The following is an 18,146-nucleotide window of genomic DNA, read 5'->3' on the forward strand; positions in this document are numbered from 1 at the left end:
CAGGCGCCCGGCAGCCCGGGCGCCCACCGGTCAGGTGCGGAAGCGGCTGACCAACTGATTCAACGTCTGAGACAACGTCGTCAATTGCTGCGCATCCTGGCGCGTGGAATCAGCCAGGCTCGCCACCAACTGTGCATCCCCGTGAATCTGGCTGATGTGCCGATTGATGTCTTCAGCCACCTGGTGCTGCTCTTCGGCAGCCGTTGCGATTTGCGTATTCATGTCGCGGATCACGTCCACCGACTCGCGAATCAACCCAAAACTGGCCCGTGCGTCGTTGATCGACACCACCGTTTCCTGGGACACCTCCAGGCTGGCATGCATTTGTTTACCCATCTGATGGGTACGCCGGGCGAGGTTGCCCAGCAGCCCGTCGATCTCGCCGGTGGAGTCCGAAGTACGCTTGGCCAGGGCCCGCACTTCGTCTGCCACCACGGCAAAACCACGCCCCTGTTCACCGGCTCGGGCGGCTTCGATGGCAGCGTTCAGCGCCAGCAGGTTGGTCTGTTCGGCGATGGAGCGGATGGTGCCGAGTATCGACTGGATGTCGTTGCTGTCTTTTTCCAGTTGCTCCATGGACTGGGCGGAGTGGCCGATTTCCTCACTCAGGCGCCCTACGCTGCTCACTGCTGCGTCGATCTGCTGCTGGCCGGTGTGCGCCTGGCGCTGTCCGTTGTCGGCAGAGTCGGCGGCCTGGCTGCAGGAGCGCGCGACTTCATTGGAGGTGGCGACCATCTCATGAAACGCGGTGGACACCATGTCCACGGCCTCCCGTTGGCGTGAGGCGACCTCAGCCATTTCCACCGAGACCTCCATGGCACTCCCCGAACTGCTGTGGATCTGCCCGGCCGCCTGGCCGATGCGCTGGATCAGCGTGCGGATCGCTTCGAGGAACTGGTTGAACCAGCCGGCCAGTTGTGCCGTCTCGTCTCGCCCTTTTACCGGCAGACGCGCCGTCAGGTCTCCTTCGCCCTGGGCGATGCCTTCCAGGCCGCTGGTCACACCACGAATCGGCTTGACGATCAGCCCGGCAAACCAGGCGCCCACCACTGCAAACAACACGGCACACACCAGGGCGATCGCCGCGATCAGCCAGGTCAGGCGCGCCGCGCCGGCCATCACTTCACTTTCCCGCACCACCCCGACAAACCGCCAGCCCAATGCCCTGGACGGCCAGACAAACGCCATGTAGCGCTCGCCTGCCAACTCGACCTGCACCAGGCCCTGCCCAGCCTCGCTCAACTGCCGGTAACCCTCGCCCAACTCACTAAGTTTCTTGAAGTTGTGAGACGGGTCATTCGGGTCCACCAACACGGTGTTATTGGCTTCCATCAACATCAGGTAGCCGCTGTCACCCAGCTTGATCTGTTTGACCAGGTCGGTCAGTTGCTTGAGGGAAACATCGATGTTCACCACCCCGCTCGCGTTGCCCTGGCGGTCATTGAAGCTTCGCACCGTACTGACCAGCACCACGTCATCGGCGGCCCAGTAATACGCCTCGGTGCGCAGGGTCTTGCCCGGTTGCGCCATGGCCGTCTTGTACCAGGGCCGGGTGCGCGGGTCGTAGCTCGCCAGCTTCGGGTCACCCGGCCAGAATACATAGCCGCCATCTTCAGTACCCAGTGACAGGTAGGTGTAGGCCGAATGACTCTTGGCCAGGCCCTCGAACAGCTTGAACAACTGCTGATCGCGCTCGCCGAGTGCGACTTGGGCGGCGTCGCTGGCCAGATAGCGTTTCACATCGCCGTTGATACTTTGCAACTGCGGATGCGCCGCCAGGTAGGCGACGTTCTGACTGATACCTTCAAAAAACAATTGCATGGCATTGTCGACCTGGCGAATCTCGCGTTCGCTGCCGTCGATAAAGCCGTCCCGTGCCTCATGGCGCACGTTGAGGATGATCATCACTGCCACCAGAATGACTGGCAGGCTGGCGATCACCGCAAAGGCCAGGATCAATTTTTGTTTTATGTTCATCTAGCTCGCCTTCCTTGTGAAGTGAATGTGCGACCGCTGGAGAGAAAAGTTTTGCAGATATTCCGTATTATGGTATACCAACAATCAATCCGCCGAATAGCCTTCATCACTGGCAAGCTTCACATTGGCGAGAGCACCTAAGGGCCCGCAGTCGACAGGCCGATCACAATAGATCCGAGGTAAGCGTCATGAAATTTTCCCTGTTCGTGCACATGGAACGCTGGGATGAAAGTGTCAGCCATCGCCAGTTGTTCGAAGACTTGACCGAACTGACCCTGATGGCGGAAGCCGGTGGTTTCAGCACCGTCTGGATTGGCGAACACCACGCCATGGAATACACCATCTCGCCCAGCCCGATGCCGCTGCTGGCTTACCTCGCGGCCAAAACCACCACCATTCACCTGGGCGCCGGTACCATCATCGCGCCGTTCTGGCACCCACTGCGGGTGGCAGGCGAATGCGCGCTGCTCGACGTGATCAGTAACGGACGCATGGAAGTCGGCCTGGCCCGTGGTGCCTACCAGGTGGAGTTCGACCGCATGGCCGGCGGCATGCCCGCCTCATCCGGCGGCCAGGCGCTGCGCGAGATGGTGCCGGTGGTACGTGCGTTGTGGAAAGGCGACTATGCCCATGACGGCGACATCTGGAAGTTCCCCACCTCCACCAGCGTGCCCAAGCCGATCCAGCAGCCCAACCCGCCGATGTGGATTGCCGCACGCGACCCGGACTCGCATAACTTTGCGGTAGCTAATGGCTGCAACGTGATGGTCACGCCGTTGATGAAGGGCGACGAAGAAGTCCTCGACCTGAAAAATAAATTCCAGGCTGCCCTGGACAACAACCCGGATGTGCCACGCCCACAACTGATGGTGTTGCGTCACACCCACGTGCACGCGGTAGACGACCCTGACGGCTGGAAAGTCGGGGCCAAGGCAATCGCCCGATTCTATCGCACCTTTGATGCCTGGTTCGGCAACAAGACCGTGCCGGTCAACGGCTTCCTTGACCCGAGCCCGGAAGAAAAATTCGCCGGGCGTCCGGAGTTTGAACTGGAAAGCCTGCACAAGACCGCAATGATTGGCACGCCTGAAGAAATCATCCCGCGCATCCAGTACTACCAGGAGCTGGGTGTGGACGAGTTCAGCTTCTGGTGTGATAACAGCTTGCCCCACGCGGAGAAGAAAAAATCCCTTGAGCTGTTTATCAAGCACGTGGTGCCGGCATTTCGCTGAGGGTAATGCCTGAACCGCACACAGCGCCGGCACTTGCCGGCGTTGTTGTTTCGGGTGGCGGGAATGCGGCATGTGCTTCGGGTCGAGGAGATGTATACGATGCCGGACCGGGGTGCTCCGCCCAAAAACCGCTGTGCCCACTGCCCGTATTCCATGCACTCAAAAAAGTACTTAAAAAAGTGGCTGGAGACGGATTTCAGTAGTTTTGCGTAGAAACGAAAAAAGACGCCGAAGCGTCTATTCCTTAAATCCCAGGCAAAAAAAAGCCACTCTATTGAGTGGCTTTTTCTTTGTGTTTGGAGCGGGAAACGAGACTCGAACTCGCGACCCCGACCTTGGCAAGGTCGTGCTCTACCAACTGAGCTATTCCCGCGTCTTGGTGATGCGCATTCTATAGAATCCTCATCACCCGTCAACCCCTTGATTCAAAAAAGTTTTATTTCTTTTCAACCTCGGTGCGCAGATGCGGCCAGGCGGCGCGCAAATATTGCAGCATGGACCACAAGGTCAGGCCCGCGGCGATCAGCAGCAAGGCGTAGCCCAGCAATACCCAGAAGGAGAAATCCGACGGGTTGGCCAGCAGGATCACCAGGGCAAGCATCTGCGCCGCGGTTTTCCATTTGCCCATGTTGGACACGGCCACGTGGGCTCGGGCGCCGATTTCGGCCATCCACTCCCGCAGGGCGGAGACCACGATCTCGCGACCGATAATCACGGCCGCCGGCAACGTCAGCCAGAGGTTGCCGTGTTCCTGCACCAGCAGGACCAGGGCGACCGCTACCATCAGTTTGTCGGCCACCGGGTCCAGGAACGCGCCAAACGGCGTGCTCTGCTCCAGGCGACGGGCCAGGTAACCGTCCAGCCAGTCGGTGGCGGCTGCGAAGGCAAACACCGAACTGGATGCCATGTAGCTCCATTCGTACGGCAGGTAAAACAGCAATATGAAAATCGGTATGAGCAGGACGCGTAGTACGGTGATCAGATTAGGGATATTCATCGGCACAACTGGCTACGAGGTGAGAAGGCATTCTACTCGCTGTGCAGATTTGCATAAATCAACTCTGCGAGCTTTTTACTGATACCGGGAGCTTTGGCTATTTCTTCGATGCTGGCACGGGACAGCTCCTGCAAGCCACCAAAATGTTTTAACAAGTCCCGCCGCCGTGTCGGCCCGACCCCTGCCACCCCTTCCAGGGTTGAGGTACGCCGGGTTTTGCCACGTCGGGCACGGTGGCCGGTGATGGCGAAACGGTGGGCTTCGTCGCGGATCTGCTGGATAAGGTGCAGCGCCGGGGAGTCGCCCTTCAAGGTGAACTCATGGGCTGCATCATTCAAGTACAAGGTTTCAAAACCGGCCTTGCGGGTGGCACCCTTGGCCACGCCGAGCAGGATCAGGTCGGGTACCGCCAGTTCGTTGAGCACGTCGCGGGCCATGGACAGTTGGCCCTTGCCACCATCCACCAGCAGGATGTCCGGCAGCTTGCCCTCGCCGTCCTTCAGTTTGCTGAAGCGGCGGGTCAGGGCCTGGTGCATGGCGGCGTAGTCATCGCCCGGGGTGACGCCTTCGATGTTGTAGCGCCGGTAATCGGACTTGATCGGCCCTTCCGGCCCGAACACCACGCAGGAAGCCACGGTAGCCTCGCCGCTGGAGTGGCTGATGTCGTAGCACTCCAGGCGCTGGGGCGGCTCGTCGAGCTTGAGCACTTCGGCCAGGGCGTCAAATCGCGCGGCGACGTGTTGGCGGTTGGCCAGGCGTGCGCCCAGGGCCTGTTCGGCGTTGGTCACGGCCAACTGCTGCCAGCGCGCACGGGTGCCGCGCACGCGGTGGCTGATGTCCAGCTCGCGGCCACGCAGTTCGTGAATCGCTTCGATCAGCGCCGGGAAGTCCTCGTGCACCACGTTGACGATCAGTTCGCTCGGCAGGTCGCGCTCGGGGCTGCTGACGTAGTATTGGCCGAGGAACGCCGCCATGACTTCGGCGACCTCCTCTTCTATACCGGTCTGGGGGAAGAAGTTCTTGCTGCCCAGCACCCGGCCGCCGCGCACGCTGATCAGGTGCACACAGGCGCCGCCCGGGTTGACGAAGGCGGCGATGACGTCGACGTCACCGGTGCCGCCCTCCATGCTCTGCTGGTCCTGTACGCGACGCAGCAGGGAGATCTGGTCGCGTAGCTCTGCGGCGCGCTCAAAATCCAGGGTGCTGGCCGCTTGCTCCATGGCGCCGGACAGTTCATCGGCCAGGGCATTGCTGCGGCCTTCGAGGAACATCACCGAGTGACGCACGTCCTCGGCGTATTCCGCAGGCTCAACCAGGCCCACGCACGGTGCCTTGCAGCGCTTGATCTGGTACTGCAGGCACGGGCGGTTGCGGTTCTTGTAGAAACTGTCTTCGCACTGGCGCACGAAAAACGCCTTTTGCAGCAGGCTCAGGCTTTCGCGGATGGCGCCAGCGCTGGGGTAAGGCCCGAAGTACTTGCCCTTCTGCTTCTTGGCGCCACGATGGATGCTCAGGCGCGGAAAGTCGCCGTCCGAGAGAAACACGTACGGGTAGGACTTATCGTCACGCAGCAGGATGTTGTAGGGCGGCCGCCATTCCTTGATCAGCGTCTGCTCAAGCAGCAGCGCCTCGGTTTCATTGGCGGTGATGGTGGTTTCCACCTGGGCGATACGCGCCACCAGTGCCGCCGTCTTCGTTGCCAGGCCGGTCTTGCGGAAGTAACTCGCCAGGCGGCTCTTCAGGTTCTTGGCTTTACCGACGTAGAGCAGGCGCGCTTCGCTGTCGAACATGCGATACACGCCAGGACGGCCACTGCAGGTTGCAAGGAACGCACTCGGATCGAACAGCACTTTAATTTCAGAGGCTGTCATTTCAGGCGCTGGCGTCTACCATGCCGTGGCGTACCGCCAGCAGGGTCAATTCAACATCACTGCTGATGGAAAGCTTTTCGAAAATCCGATAACGGTAGGTGTTCACGGTTTTCGGCGACAGGCACAGCTTGTCGGAGATCGACTGGACTTTTTGACAGCCGACAATCATCAAGGCGATCTGGATTTCCCGCTCCGACAGCGCATCGAACGGCGAGTCGCTGGTGGGCTGGAACGACTTGATCGCCAACTGCTGGGCAATCTGCGGGCTGATGTAGCGTTGGCCGGCGAATACCAGGCGGATAGCCTGGACCATTTCCGCCAATCCCGCGCCTTTTGTCAGATAGCCAGCCGCGCCCGCTTGTAGCAGCCGTGTAGGAAAAGGATCTTCCTCACACACGGTCACTACCACGACTTTGATATCCGGATGGCTGCGCAACAACTTTGTAGTGGCGCCAAGACCGCCGATCCCAGGCATCTTGACGTCCATCAAAACCACATCGGGCTTCAACTCCCGGGCCTTGATCAGGGATTCCTCCCCTGACTCGGCCTGGCCGACTACTTGCAGGCCATCGATGTCAGCCAGCATTCGTGTAATGCCTGTACGAACGAGATCATGGTCATCGACTACTAGCACCCTAATCAAGCAGACACCTCGCGATATGGTCTTATAGGTTGCTGAACACCTTAGCAAAAAACCACGGCGCAGACCTAGCTGCAAGCGTCATATATATAGAGTTTCAATGCACAACGGGCCGCCGCCGAGTGGCGGGCGGCTCAATTTCCTGGGTAAAAGGTCAGGAATCCGGGGCCGATGACCGGTTTTTTCCATTGGTGGAGAGTGAATGCTCGGCCAGGGTAGAAGTCAGGCGATGGATTGCATCCTGGTCTTCCTTGAACATCGCACGGTAGTTGCCCAGCACTTTTTCTTCGATTTGGCTCAGATTTTCCAGTTGGGTCGGCGTCGGCGTGCCGGTCAACACGTACAGGATATCGACACCTTTTTCTGCCACCCGGGACAAGTAATCGGCCTTGGGCGCACGGCCGCCATTTTCGTATTTCCCCTGTGCGTTAGCTTCTACACCTCCTATTTCACCAAAAGTTTTCTGCGACAGGCCAAGTCGCTCTCTTTCTTGCCTTAACCGGAAACCGATTCCACTCATTTGGATGTATGATCCTATTTGGCACACCCCAAGAGGTGACACACTCATCTCGTTTTACACAAACTTGAACGGTTTTGAACTATGCCCGGTATTCGCACTGCTGCACAAGCCAAGGCTTGGCTGGAACATCAAGGTAAGTCTGTTCAAGCGTTCGCCCGGGAACATGGCGTGGACCCGGCAACCACCTATCAAGTGCTCGCTGGGCGCAAAAAGGGACGACGTGGAGAAGCCCACAAGGTGGCGGTCCTGTTGGGCATGAAGGACGGAATCATCCCGGTTGAGGGCGAAACCGTGAGACAAGAGCAGGAAGTCATTTCTTGAAGTGAGTATGCGCTTATTAAAACCAAGTGCCTGTTTTCCTCGAACTGGCAGTACTCGCACCCGATCACGGCCGGCAATTGCGCTCCATGCGCCAGAAGCAATCCTCCGCTCCAACGATTTCCAGGCCCTTGCGCTGATAGAGCCTTCGCGCCGGGTTGGTCTTGAAAACGGTCAACCGTAAAAGACCCAGCCCTTGCGCGCGCGCCTTGTACACCATCTGCTCGATAACCCAACCGCCAGCCCCTTGATGACGAAACGCCTCAAGGATGTGCAGCTCGCGGATATACAGTGCCTTGGGGTCACGACTGATGCTGATGAAACCCAGCACCTCGTTATCGCGACAGATCAGCCAGTTTTCTCGTCCGGCCCAGGCGGTATCGAAACCGGCATCGGACCACGACAAGTCGTATTGGCGATAATAATTACCCATGGCCTGGTGGGTCAGGGTCCGGGCGAAGGCCAGGTGTTGGCTGGTCGCGGCCTGCAGTTGAAACGCCATGTGCCTGAACTCCCTAGATTGCCACCTGTTCTCCCTGCCACTGGCCGCCGGTGTCGCGTCGTGCAATCACCAGCGTATCGCCTACACCCGGGCTAGCCGCGATCAAACCACCGTCGGCGCCCCAGATTGCGCTGCGCCCGGCGCAGGCCCAGCCACCGGATGGACCGCCGTGGTTGGCCATCAGCACCAGCATCCGGTGCTCGGCGGCATAGCCCTGTAGCAAGGCGGTGTCCGGCGCGTAGCCGCCTTCGCTGATCAGCACACCCGCAGCGTAGATGTTCGCCCCGTCCTCGGCAGCCTGTCGAGGGTGGCTGGCGTGGGAAAAATCCGCGCATACCGCCAGGGCGATCCGGTCGTCCCCCCATTCAAGGGCCGCCCCGCCCTGCCCCGCAGCAAACGCCACGCCTTCACCGGGATGCAGATGCTGCTTGGTATAGACCGACACCGAGCCATCCGGCCCCAGCACCAGCGCACCGATCAACACCTCACTGGCGCCCCCCAAGCGAATCGGCATGCCCACCACCGCGGTAATGCACAACTCACGGGCCATCTCCCGCAGCGGCGCCAGCGCTTCATCGCCGGGCGCGATCGCCAGCCCGGCGGCCAGTGAAGGTTCATAGCCGGTCAGGGACAGTTCCGGAAACACCAGCAATTGCACACCATGCTCTGCCGCCGTGCGCATGAATGCCAAGTGACGCGCGATATTTCCGGGCACGTCGCCGGCAATGGAGATGGATTGGGCAGCAGCAATCGTGAAGGCAATCATGGTCGCATCCAGGCAATCATCGTGAACTCCGTGCAGCATATCGACACTTGGGTCATAGCCGTAAGTACCCACACTCAATAGAAATTACTGATTGAATCCACCCGCTCGCCTCAGTTAAGCTCCCCCCATCATTTGGAGACACACCATGTTGCAACTCACCCACACCCAGGTTTGCCCTGCTGCCAGCGCCCAGCGCTCGGTCGTGGCTGCCCGCGTGAGCGGTTTGAGCGCACTGGTCAGCTTTTATTTTGGGTATTGGTTTAGCCACTGGCGCGCCTGATACCTGAAATCGGCGCCCACTACTCAAGGGGTCGCCTACCAGAGAAATCTAACCCCCGGTCGGCTCCCCGACCGGGGGTTTTGTTTTTTCAGCCCTTATTATTTTTGCCACACACCGAACACTTAAAGGACTCACGCCATGAACTACGCCACCTATTACCGCTACGACACCTCCACCGCCTGGCGATTTAGCAAGCTCCGTTCGGGACAGCCTGCCGCCTCCGATCGGTCACCTATTGGTGGCAAGCCAACACACGTAGCCAATACGGCCAATTGTCGAACACCCCAGTAGGGCAGAGCGTGCGGGAACAGCCCGCCGCTTGCCCAGGAAGCCCGAATATGAACGCCTCGATCGCCGCTCTGCCTGTTTCCACCCTGTCCTGCGCCAATGAAGCGCTGACCCAGCGTTTGCCCAGTGCCCTTGAGCTCAAGCACCAACTGCCCCTGAGCCCATTCCTCAATGAACAGATCCACGCCCATCGCCAAGCCGTGCGCGCCATTCTCAAGGGTGAAGACTCACGCCTGCTGGTGATTGTCGGCCCGTGCTCGATCCACGACCCGGAATCGGCCATGGAATACGCACGCAACCTGAAAAAACTGGCCCATGAAGTCAGTGACCAGATGCTGCTGGTGATCCGCGCCTACGTCGAAAAACCCCGCACCACCATCGGCTGGAAAGGCCTGGCGTACGACCCGCGCCTGGATGGCAGTGATGACATGGCCGCCGGCCTGACCCTGTCCCGGGAACTGATGCGGGAAATGCTGCGCCTGGGCCTGCCGGTCGCCACCGAGCTGCTGCAACCGATGGCTGCCGGCTACTTCGATGACCTGCTGAGCTGGGTCGCCATTGGCGCGCGCACCACCGAATCGCAGATCCACCGCGAAATGGCCAGCGGCCTCGGCATGCCCGTCGGCTTCAAGAACGGCACCGACGGCGGCGTGGCCATCGCCTGTGACGCCATGCGCTCCGCCGCTCACCCGCACCGTCACTTCGGTGTCGACAGCCAGGGCCATCCGGCGATCATCCAGACCCCGGGCAACCCCGACACTCACCTCGTGTTGCGCGGCGGCCATCGTGGGCCGAACTACGATCGCCAGAGCGTGGCCCAGGTTCACGCCGACCTTGCCAAGAGCAAAGTCGCGCCGCGGATCATGGTCGACTGCAGCCACGCCAACAGCGGCAAAGACCCGCTGCGCCAACCGGCGGTGTTCAACGACGTGCTGGAACAGCGCCTGCAGGGCGACACCTCGCTGATCGGCATGATGATCGAAAGCCACCTGTTTGAAGGCTGCCAACCATTGAGCCCGTCGATGAAATACGGCGTGTCGATCACCGATGGCTGCCTGGGCTGGGACGGCACGGAACAGCTGCTGCGCAGCGCTGCCGAGCGGTTGCGGGTACACAATCGCGCCTGACAATGAAGATCAAATGTGGGAGCGGGCTTGCTCGCGAATGCGGTGGTTCAGCCAGCACATGCATCAACTGGCGCGCCGCTTTCGCGAGCAAGCCCGCTCCCACACTGGATCTTCATTCACTTGACTAAAGTGGATAAAGAGCCTCATCAAACTGCGCCAACTTCGGAAACACCAACGGCTGGTCATCCGCCAGCCCTTCCAATCGCTGCTGGTAACTGTGCAGGAAAGTCTGCCGGGCCTCGGCGCTGATATACGGCACATGCCACGCCACAAACGGCTCCAGCACCTCAAACCCGACATACGCCAGCGTGCCACGCAGGATCGGCCGCAGCATGTCCTCCAACGGCCCGTGAATCGCCCCCTCGCCAAACATATGCTCGCGCCCGCCGAGGGTCACCGTGACCAGCGCTTTCTTGCCGGCGAGCCCGCCCTGATCATAAAACCGCTTGCCGCCGTAGCACACGCCCGACACCAGCACCCGGTCAATCCAGCCCTTGAGCATCGCGGGCGCCGAGAACCAGAAGATCGGGAAGTTGAGGATCAGCAGATCGGCCCACAGCAGCTTGTCCAACTCCTGCCGGATATCCGCCGCGATGGATTGGCTTTTCACCCCCAGGCGCTGCTCCAGGGCATACACCAGGTAGTCGGGGTTCTCCCGAGAGGTGAAGTCCGAGGCGCTGGCTACGGGATTCCAGTGCATCGCGTACAAATCACTGACCTGTACCTCATGCCCCTGCGCTTGCAGGGTAGCCGTGGCCTGGTCACGCAAGGCCGCGGTAAACGACTGCGGCTCGGGATGGGCGTGGACAATCAACACCTTCATAAAAACTCCTCAAGAAGTAAGCGCGGCCCGTTTGGCCAGCAAATGGTCGAGCCAGTCGGGGTCCATTTCCGGCTCCGATGAAAACAGCAAGCCGGTGTAGTCCTGATACGGCGGGGTGAAGATCGCGCTGCGGCTGCCCTGGTCCACCACCCTGCCCCGCTGCATCACCACCACTTCGTCGGCAATGGCGCGCACCGTGGCCACGTCATGGGTGATAAACAGGTAGCCCACGCCCAACTGCTGCTGAATGCGGTTGAGCAGTTTCAGCACGCCTTCGGCCACTAACTGATCCAGGGCCGAGGTCACTTCGTCGCAGATGATCAATTGTGGGTCGGCCGCCAGGGCGCGAGCGATGCAGATACGTTGTTTCTGGCCGCCGGACAGCTCACGGGGCTGACGCTCCATGAAGGTGGCCGGGTCCAGCTCGATCATCTCCAGCAACTCGGCGACTCGGGCGCGCATGGCCTTGCCCTTGAGGCCGAGGTAGAAGGTCAGTGGCCGGCCAATGATGTCGACGATGCGCTGGCGCGGGTTCAGCGCGGTATCGGGGATCTGGTAGATCATCTGGATCCGTCGCAACTGCTCCTTGCTGCGCCGACGAAAGTCCGCCGGTAACGCTTCACCGTCATACAGCACCTGCCCCGCCGTAGCCGGCAGCAACCCGGTAATCAAGCGTGCGGTGGAGCTTTTGCCGCTGCCGGACTCACCGATCACCGCCAACGTCTGGCCGCGATGCAAGCTCATCGACACGTCATGCAGCACCGGCTGATGCCCGTAGCTGGCGCACACCTGACGCACTTCCAGCAACGGCATCTGCTGCTGGGGACAGGCCTTGGGTTCGGTGCGAAAGCTGCGCACCGCCCACAGGGATTTGGTGTAGTCCTGCTGCGGGGCGCTGAGCATGGCGCGGGTCTCGGCCTCCTCCACCAGCTTGCCGTGGCGCAGCACCATGATGCGGTCGGCCATCTGCGCGACCACCGCCAGGTCATGGCTGATATACAGCGCGGCACTGCCGAAGGTTTTCACCGCATCGCGAATCGCCGCCAGCACTTCGATCTGGGTGGTGACGTCGAGGGCGGTGGTGGGTTCGTCGAAGATGATCAGGTCCGGGTGACAGGCCATCGCCATGGCGGTCATTACCCGTTGCAGTTGCCCGCCGGAGACCTGGTGCGGATAACGCTGGCCGATGGTTTCCGGATTGGGCAGGCGCAGCACGCGGTACAACTCCACCGCCTCGCGTTCAGCCTGGGCGCGGCTGATGCCACCGTTGATCACGGCGGTTTCCACATGCTGGTCAATCAGCCGGTGGGCCGGGTTGAACGACGCGGCAGCGCTTTGCGCTACGTAGGCAATCCGCAGTCCTCGAAGCTTGCGCAAGGCTTCGGGTTTGGCCTGCAACAGTTGAATGCCGTCAAAGCACACCGAGCCACCGGTGATGCGACAACCATCGCGGGCAAAACCCATGGCCGCCAGGCCCAACGTTGATTTACCCGCGCCGGACTCGCCAATCAACCCCAGCACCTCACCCCGCTGCAACGTCAGGTCGATGCCCTTGATCAGCGGATGCCAGGCATCCTCGTAATGCCCTTCGATCTGCAGGTTGCGGATTTCCAGCAGTGGCTTGTCCATCCTCAACACTCCTTCAGGCCGCTGGATTTATGCAGCATCCAGTCGACGACAAAATTCACGCTGACGGTGATCAACGCCACCGCCAGGGCCGGCAGCAACGGGCTGATGTCGCCGAAGGTAATCAGCACCGCATTGTCGCGGACCATGCTGCCCCAATCGGCGGTGGGTGGTTGAATGCCCAGGCCAAGGAACGACAGCGCGCTGATAAACAGGAACACGAAACAGAACCGCAGGCCGAACTCGGCAATCAATGGCGCGGCGGCATTGGGCAGCACTTCGCGGGTGACCAGCCACCACAGCCCTTCCCCACGTAAGCGCGCGGCTTCGACGAAGTCCTGCACCACCACGGTCATCGCCACGGCCCGGGACAGGCGAAACACCCGGGTCGAATCCAGCAGTGCAATCACCAGCACCAGCGAGGTGGCATTGGTGCCCACCACGCTGAGAATCAGCAAGGCGAAGATCAGCTGCGGGATCGCCATCAGAATGTCCACCACCCGCGACAACCCTTGATCGACCCAGCCGCCCTTGATCGCCGCAATCAAGCCGCTCAAGCCACCCAGTAAAAACGCCAGCACCGTCGTCAAAAAAGCGATGCCCAGCGTGTTGCGCGCGCCATACACCAGGCGGCTGAACATGTCCCGCCCAAGGTTATCGGTGCCCAGCAGGAACTGGCCGCTCCAGGGCGCAAACCCGTCACCCACCACCTGGGTTTCCCCGTAAGGTGCGAGCAGCGGCGCAAATAACGCCACCAGCACGTACAGCACGATGACCAGCAGGCCGAACTTCGCGCTCAATGGCGCCCGGGCCAGTTGTGTGAGAAGGCTCATGGTCTACCCCTTGGGATGCATCAGGCGTGGGTTGGTGGCGATGGACAGCACATCGGCGCCGGTATTGAGCAGGATGTAGGTGGCGGCAAAGATCAGGCTGCACGCCTGCACCACCGGGATATCGCGCTTGGACACCGAGTCCACCAGCAACTGGCCGAGGCCCGGGTAGACAAACACCACCTCCACCACCACTACGCCCACCACCAGGTACGCGAGGTTGAGCGCGATCACGTTGACGATCGGCGCCAGGGCATTGGGCAGTGCGTGGCGCCAGATAATCCGCGACTGGCTGATGCCCTTGAGCCGGGCCATTTCGATATACGGGCTGGCCAGCAGGTTGATCAGCGAGGCGCGGGTCATGCGCATCATCTGCGCGATCACCACCAAGCTCAGGGTGGCCACCGGCAACACCGAACGTTCGAGAATGGTGGCGAATGAGGCATCCGGCGCCAGGTTGGACAGGCTGGGAAACCAGCCCAGCTTGACCGAAAACACCAGGATCAGCAGGTAGGCGACGAAGAACTCCGGGAACGACACCGCACTCAGGGCCGAGGTGTTGAGCAGGCGGTCGAACCAGCTGTTGCGGTACAGCGCGGCGAGCATCCCCAGCACCAGCGCCAGGGGCACCGAGACCAACGCCGCCAGTGCCGCCAGGCGCAAGGTGTTGCCCAGGCGTGCGCCGATCAGTTCGGCGATGGGCCGCTGGTTGGCCAGGGAAGCGCCGAGGTCGCCGTGCAGGAGGCGCAGCAGCCATTGCACGAACCGGCTCAGGGGCGGCAGGTCCAGGCCCAGTTGGGCGCGAAAGGCGGCGACGGTTTCCGGCGTGGCGGACTGGCCGAGCATGGCCTGGGCGATATCACCGGGGAGCATGCCGACCGCCAGGAAGATGATCACCGAGACGGCGAACAACGACAGCAGGCCAAGGGCGAGACGTTGGAGTACCAGTTTGAATAGGCTATTCATGTTCGGTTCTCATGAGTGGGGCATGTTCTCGAAGGCGACACAGGACCAATGTGGGAGCGGGCTTGCTCGCGAAAGCGGTGTGTCAGCCAATACAGATAGAGACTGACCCACCGCATTCGCGAGCAAGCCCGCTCCCACAATTGATTTGTGGCGTATCTGAAATCTTCACGCCTGCCACCACCGCTCGATCAACCGCAACCCATCCAGTTCCCCATACGGCGCCGTCAGCGGTCCATGGCTGACGCGGATCGAGCGGGCCGCCACGGAGCTGGCGAACAACGGCACAATCGCCCCGCCGTCGTCCCGGCACAGGCTCTGCATTTCGTTGTACATCTCCTGGCGCAGCGGCGCGTTCATCTCACCTCGCGCTGCGTTGAGCAACTGGTTGAAGCGGTCGTTATCCCAATGGGTTTCGTTCCACGCCGCGCCCTTGGCGTAGCCGATGCTGAACATGCGGTCGGCAGTCAGGCTGCTGTACCAGAACGAGGTGGTGAACGGCTGCTTCATCCAGATATTGGAGAAATAGCCATCCGCCGGCTCGCGCACCACGTCGATATCAATCCCGGCCTGGCGTGCCTGCTCCTTGAACAGCACCGAAGCATCCACCGCGCCGGTATAGGCGGCATCGGAAGCTTGCAGGCGCACCTTCAGCGACTCCACACCGGCCTTGCGCAGGTAGAATCGCGACTTGTCCGGGTCGTAGGTGCGCTGCTCCAGGGCGGCGTTGATGAAGCGGCTGCCGGGCTGGATCGGATGGTCGTTGCCCACCAGGCCATAGCCATGCAGCACCGAGGCCAGCAGGGTTTCGCGGTTGACCGCATGCTTCATCGCCATGCGGATGTCGTTGTTCTTGAACTCGTTGCTGTCGCACAACATCGGGAAGGTGTAGTGCTGGGCGCCCTTGGTTTCTTCGATGACCAGCGTGGGATTGCGCTTGAGCAAGGCCACGGTTTTCAGGTCGACCTTGTTGATCACGTCGACTTGCCCGGTGACCAGCGCATTGACCCGCGCTGCGCCGTCGGCAATCGCCAACAGCTCGGCGCTGGCGAAGTGTGCCCTGCCCGGCTTCCAGTAATCAGGGTTGCGCTCCAGGTCCATGCGTACGCCCGGCTCGAAGCTTTTCAGGCGATAACCGCTGGTGCCGATCCCGGCCTGCCAGTCGGCGGCGCCGTCCTTGGCGGGCATGATCACCAGGTGGTAATCGGCGACCACATAGGCGAAATCGGCATTGCCCGAGTGCAGTTCGAACACCACTGCATCGCTGCCCTTGGCGCTGACACTGGCCACATCGCCGATCACCGTCTTGGCCGCCGAGGTGGAGTTGGCTGCCAGGTGATGGTTGATCGAGGCCACCACGTCGTCAGCGGTCAGGCTTTTGCCGTTATGGAAGGTCACGCCCTGGCGCAGCTTGAAGGTCCAGATGCGCGCGTCGGGCGTCGACTCGAAGCTTTCGGCCAATTCGGGGATAGCGCTGCCGTCCACCGCGATTTCCGTGAGGGTGTTGTACACCGCCGAAAAGCCGACGAAGGTGAAGGTGTCGACCCAGGATCCCGGGTCGCGGGAGTCGGTGGTGCTGCCGCCGGCCAGGCCCATGCGCAGCACGCCGCCCGGCTTGGGCGTGGCCTCCTCGGCAAAGGCCTGCAGCGGCAGGCCCATGGAAAACGCGGCGGCCACGGCACCGGCTACGGCGCTGTGCTTGAGGAAGTCCCGCCGGTGCATCGCTTGAGTCATTTTGTTGTTGTTTTCGCTCATGGTGTTGCTCCTCTAAAGGTTCACACAGGCATGCTTCAACTCGATCAAGGTCACGCCGTTTCGCTTGAAACCGTTACGCAAATCCGTCTGCAGCTCATCCAGGTTCTGTGGCTCGCTGACCGTGCAGCCGAACGCCCGCGCCAGGGCGGCGAAGTCCGGGTTGCGCGGCAGTACGCCGATGGGTTCGATGTCCAGGTTCAGCATGTCGTCGCGAATCTGCCCCAGGGCGTCGTTGTTCCAGAGCAACACCACCAGCGGGCTGTCCAGTTCTTCCACGGCCGTGGCCAGTTCCTGGGCGGTGTAGAGAAAGCCGCCGTCGCCCACCAGCACCAGGCCGGGCCGTTGCGGTGCGCCGAACTTGGCGCCGATACCGGCCGGCAGGCCATAGCCCAGGGTGCCGTAGCCGGTGGGATGCAGCCAACTGCGGGTGGCGTTGCTGGGAAAGGCGTAGTTACCGGTGTAGGCCAGTTGGGTCATGTCACTGCTGATGAAGGCATTGGCGGGCAACTCGGCGGCCACGCGGTCGAGAATCGCCTGGTGAATCCGTTGCAACGGACCATGGCCGCTGCTGACTGCCTGGCGTAACGTCGCGACCGCAGCGGTGGCGGCATCCGCGTTGCGCGGCGTGGCTGGCAAGCGTTCCAGCAAAGCCAGCGTCGTTTGCCGGGCATCACCGTGCAACGCGACGGCGCAAGGATAGAAATCGTTGAACTTGCGCGGGTCGATATCCACCCGCAGCAGCTCGCCATTAATCGGCAGGCGTTCACGCCAGAAGTCGGTATCGGCCATTTCGGTGCCGATGGCCAACACCACATCCGCCTCGGCGATGAGCTGCCAGCCGGGCTCGACACACAGGGTCGAACCGGCATTCAGCGGATGCTCCACCGGCAACAATCCCTTGCCGGCGACACTGCTGAAAAACGGCGCCGCCAACTGCGTACTCAAGCGCTGCAAGGCATCGGCCGCCAACAGTGCACCACCACCGGCAATGATCATCGGGCGCTTGGCCGCGGCCAGTTTTGCCACTGCCTGATCAAGGCTTTCAGCCGATGGCAAACCGCGTCCGGGACGGCGCACCACCTCATTGCTCCAGTCCCGTTTGATCGGCGCCGACAGTACATCCAGCGGCACCGAAATATGCACCGGGCGCGGTCGCTCACTGTCGAACACCGCGTAGGCCCGCGCGATCAACTCCGGCAAATCCTCGGCACTCAACGCCACCGCTGAAAACGCAGTGATGGGCGCGGTCATCGCCCGCTGGTCCTGGGTTTCATGCAGGCAGCCCCAGCCTTTGCCGAGGCTGGCGGTGTGGTTGACGCTGGAAATCACCAGCAGCGGAATCGAGTCGGCATACGCCTGGCCGATCGCCGTCGCGGCATTGGTCACCCCCGGCCCGGTGATGATGAAACACACCCCCGGCTTGCCGCTGACCCGCGCATAACCGTCGGCCATAAAGCCGGCGCCCTGCTCGTGGCGGGTCAGCACATGCCGAATACCGCTGCCCGGCAAGCCGCGATACAGCTCCAGCGTGTGCACGCCGGGAATCCCGAACACCGTGTCGACACCATAGTTGGCCAGCAATCGCACCAGGGCCTGGCCGCCCGTCAAGGTTTTGCTTTGCATTGTCATCT

General features: G+C 61.4%; 16 protein-coding genes, 1 tRNA gene and 1 pseudogene. 3 read left to right on the top strand and 15 right to left on the bottom strand.

Annotated features, from left to right (window positions below; all coding sequences use genetic code 11):
- Positions 1-30: 30 nt before the first annotated feature.
- Both HX873_RS32095 and HX873_RS32100 read right to left on the bottom strand, forming a co-directional pair.
- The gene (locus HX873_RS32095) at positions 31-816 is read right to left on the bottom strand and encodes a methyl-accepting chemotaxis protein (RefSeq protein WP_371132958.1); all 786 of its coding nucleotides are present in this window, start codon (positions 814-816) and stop codon (positions 31-33) included.
- A 72-nt stretch (positions 817-888) separates the two neighbouring features.
- Positions 889-1,977, bottom strand: a pseudogene (locus HX873_RS32100) (sensor histidine kinase); the annotation flags it as partial.
- A gap of 188 nt (positions 1,978-2,165) precedes the next feature.
- Here HX873_RS32100 and HX873_RS13715 point away from each other — a divergent pair.
- Positions 2,166-3,209, top strand: a complete 1,044-nt coding sequence (locus HX873_RS13715) for an LLM class flavin-dependent oxidoreductase (protein ID WP_102368697.1) — start codon at positions 2,166-2,168, stop codon at positions 3,207-3,209.
- Between the two features lie 297 nt (positions 3,210-3,506).
- On the opposite strand, the gene HX873_RS13720 is transcribed toward HX873_RS13715, so the two are convergent.
- From HX873_RS13720 to HX873_RS13740, 5 genes are all read right to left on the bottom strand, one after another.
- A tRNA-Gly gene (locus HX873_RS13720) sits at positions 3,507-3,582 on the bottom strand.
- A gap of 63 nt (positions 3,583-3,645) precedes the next feature.
- Positions 3,646-4,206 carry a CDP-diacylglycerol--glycerol-3-phosphate 3-phosphatidyltransferase gene (pgsA, locus tag HX873_RS13725; protein WP_003208929.1) on the bottom strand — a complete coding sequence of 187 codons (561 nt, stop codon included), beginning with the start codon at positions 4,204-4,206 and terminating at the stop codon, positions 3,646-3,648.
- A 32-nt stretch (positions 4,207-4,238) separates the two neighbouring features.
- The gene (uvrC, locus tag HX873_RS13730; RefSeq protein WP_218170317.1) at positions 4,239-6,077 is read right to left on the bottom strand and encodes an excinuclease ABC subunit UvrC; all 1,839 of its coding nucleotides are present in this window, start codon (positions 6,075-6,077) and stop codon (positions 4,239-4,241) included.
- 1 nt (position 6,078) lies between these two features.
- On the bottom strand, positions 6,079-6,720 hold the full coding sequence (gene uvrY, locus HX873_RS13735) for a UvrY/SirA/GacA family response regulator transcription factor (protein WP_008436066.1): 642 nt from the start codon (positions 6,718-6,720) through the stop codon (positions 6,079-6,081).
- Positions 6,721-6,871: 151 nt separating this feature from the next.
- Positions 6,872-7,237 (bottom strand): helix-turn-helix domain-containing protein, encoded by a 366-nt coding sequence (locus tag HX873_RS13740; RefSeq protein ID WP_023658724.1) that lies wholly within the window; start codon positions 7,235-7,237, stop codon positions 6,872-6,874.
- Between the two features lie 81 nt (positions 7,238-7,318).
- Here HX873_RS13740 and HX873_RS13745 point away from each other — a divergent pair, with 81 nt between their 5' ends.
- Positions 7,319-7,558, top strand: coding sequence for a DNA-binding protein (locus tag HX873_RS13745; protein WP_008436063.1), 240 nt, complete (start codon positions 7,319-7,321; stop codon positions 7,556-7,558).
- Positions 7,559-7,622: 64 nt separating this feature from the next.
- Here the strand turns inward: HX873_RS13745 and HX873_RS13750 are convergent, their stop codons facing one another.
- Together HX873_RS13750 and HX873_RS13755 are read right to left on the bottom strand one after the other, a co-directional pair.
- Positions 7,623-8,057 carry a GNAT family N-acetyltransferase gene (locus HX873_RS13750; RefSeq protein ID WP_008436062.1) on the bottom strand — a complete coding sequence of 145 codons (435 nt, stop codon included), beginning with the start codon at positions 8,055-8,057 and terminating at the stop codon, positions 7,623-7,625.
- A 13-nt stretch (positions 8,058-8,070) separates the two neighbouring features.
- Positions 8,071-8,823 carry a carbon-nitrogen hydrolase family protein gene (locus HX873_RS13755; protein ID WP_177122798.1) on the bottom strand — a complete coding sequence of 251 codons (753 nt, stop codon included), beginning with the start codon at positions 8,821-8,823 and terminating at the stop codon, positions 8,071-8,073.
- A gap of 618 nt (positions 8,824-9,441) precedes the next feature.
- Here HX873_RS13755 and HX873_RS13760 point away from each other — a divergent pair.
- Entirely contained in the window at positions 9,442-10,518 is a 1,077-nt protein-coding gene (locus HX873_RS13760; RefSeq protein ID WP_003208943.1) for a 3-deoxy-7-phosphoheptulonate synthase, read from the top strand.
- Between the two features lie 124 nt (positions 10,519-10,642).
- On the opposite strand, the gene HX873_RS13765 is transcribed toward HX873_RS13760, so the two are convergent.
- From HX873_RS13765 to HX873_RS13790, 6 genes are all read right to left on the bottom strand, one after another.
- Positions 10,643-11,341 (bottom strand): NAD(P)H-dependent oxidoreductase, encoded by a 699-nt coding sequence (locus HX873_RS13765; protein ID WP_003208945.1) that lies wholly within the window; start codon positions 11,339-11,341, stop codon positions 10,643-10,645.
- Between the two features lie 9 nt (positions 11,342-11,350).
- Positions 11,351-12,970, bottom strand: a complete 1,620-nt coding sequence (locus HX873_RS13770) for an ABC transporter ATP-binding protein (RefSeq protein WP_177122799.1) — start codon at positions 12,968-12,970, stop codon at positions 11,351-11,353.
- A gap of 2 nt (positions 12,971-12,972) precedes the next feature.
- Positions 12,973-13,800 carry an ABC transporter permease gene (locus HX873_RS13775; RefSeq protein WP_087694880.1) on the bottom strand — a complete coding sequence of 276 codons (828 nt, stop codon included), beginning with the start codon at positions 13,798-13,800 and terminating at the stop codon, positions 12,973-12,975.
- A 3-nt stretch (positions 13,801-13,803) separates the two neighbouring features.
- A complete protein-coding gene (locus tag HX873_RS13780; RefSeq protein ID WP_003208950.1) occupies positions 13,804-14,763 on the bottom strand; it encodes an ABC transporter permease in 960 nt (319 codons plus the stop codon).
- Positions 14,764-14,928: 165 nt separating this feature from the next.
- Positions 14,929-16,515, bottom strand: coding sequence for an ABC transporter substrate-binding protein (locus HX873_RS13785; RefSeq protein WP_177122800.1), 1,587 nt, complete (start codon positions 16,513-16,515; stop codon positions 14,929-14,931).
- Positions 16,516-16,527: 12 nt separating this feature from the next.
- On the bottom strand, positions 16,528-18,138 hold the full coding sequence (locus HX873_RS13790) for a 5-guanidino-2-oxopentanoate decarboxylase (protein ID WP_177122801.1): 1,611 nt from the start codon (positions 18,136-18,138) through the stop codon (positions 16,528-16,530).
- Positions 18,139-18,146: the final 8 nt, after the last annotated feature.

The sequence above is a fragment of the Pseudomonas sp. P7758 genome, assembly GCF_013386485.1.
Taxonomy (GTDB): Bacteria; Pseudomonadota; Gammaproteobacteria; order Pseudomonadales; family Pseudomonadaceae; genus Aquipseudomonas.